General features: G+C 65.3%; 1 protein-coding gene. It reads left to right on the plus strand.

Features of this window, described 5'->3' with window-relative positions; genetic code table 11:
* The first annotated feature begins 93 nt into the window (after positions 1–93).
* Positions 94–1251: an IS4 family transposase gene (locus D7Y04_RS42430; RefSeq protein ID WP_120600387.1), complete on the plus strand. Its 1158-nt coding sequence runs from the start codon at positions 94–96 to the stop codon at positions 1249–1251.
* The last annotated feature ends 13 nt before the right edge of the window (positions 1252–1264 follow it).

Consider the following 1264-nt stretch of genomic DNA (forward strand, 5'->3'; position numbering starts at 1 on the left):
CTGAAGGATCCCCTCATTTAGCAAGTTGATCATCAGCCGCCTGCTTGGCTGGCGCGTGCGCCAAGGCAGTGGCGCGGTGCAGAAGACGCGGCCATGCTGGAGCGCAAGGTGGCCCTCAACGAAGAGCAGGTGCGGGCCTTCCTCGAAGGACTTTTCGAGGAGGACCTGCACGCAAGACGGGTGCTGTCGCTGGCGTACGCGACACTGGGCGCGGTGCATGCGGCCTCGCTGTCGGTGCACGCCATCGGACAGGCGCTGGCATGGGCGCGCGGAGGCGTGGAGAAGCATGGCATCAAGCAGGTGGACCGGCTGCTCTCCAATGAGGGCGTCGACGTCTGGAAGCTGTTGCCCTCCTGGGTGGCTTTCGTCCTGGCGGAGCGGACCGAGGCGCTGGTGGCGCTCGACTGGACGGACTTCGATGCGGACGGGCACACGACGCTGGTCGCAAGCCTTGTCACCACCCACGGCCGCTCCACGCCCCTGCTGTGGATGACGCTTCAGAAGAGCGTGCTGAAGGGCAACCGAGCCGAAGCCGAGGACACCCTGCTGCTCCACCTGAAGCACTGCGTGCCCGAGGGCGTGAAGGTGACAGTGCTGGCCGACAGAGGGTTCGCGGACAGCAAGCTGTACGCGCTGTTGAGCGAACTGGGCTTCGACTACGTGGTGCGCTTCCGCCAGGACGTGCTGGTGGAAACAGCCCAGGGCCAGCAGCAGCCCGCCTCGGGATGGATGCCGGCCTCCGGCCAGGCCAAGAAGCTGGAGCGCGTGCGCGTCACCGCCGACAGAGTGCCCGTGCCCGCTGTCGTGCTGGTGCACCAGAAAGGCATGAAGGAGTCGTGGTGTCTGGCCACCAGCCTCGCCGACGGCAGCGCGCGCGAAACGGTGACGGTCTACGGCCGCCGCTTCACCTGTGAAGAGACATTCCGAGACATCAAGGACCTGCGCTTCGGCATGGGCCTGTCCGAGCTGCGAGTGAAGAGTCCGGAGCGCCGAGACAGGCTGCTGCTGGTGAGCGCCCTGGCCCAATCGCTGCTGACGCTGCTGGGGGCCGCGGGCGAAAGTCTGGGCATGGAGAAGGGCCTGAAGGCCAATACGGTGAAGACGCGCACCTACTCCCTCTTTCGCCAGGGCTGCATGTACTACCAAGCCATGCCCATGATGAAGGAGGAGCGTCTACTTCCCCTCGTGCAGCGCTTCTCTGAACTCCTTCACGCACACCACGTCTTCCGGCAAGCCTTCGGTTTCATATGAGGGGATAGCTCAG

Origin of the sequence: Corallococcus sp. AB038B (assembly GCF_003668955.1) — a bacterium.
GTDB lineage: Bacteria > Myxococcota > Myxococcia > Myxococcales > Myxococcaceae > Corallococcus > Corallococcus exiguus.

Coding starts and splice junctions, on each gene's coding strand:
- D7Y04_RS42430 (WP_120600387.1), top strand. CDS start 94: ATGCTGGAGCGCAAGGTGGCCCTCAACGAAGAGCAGGTGCGGGCCTTC.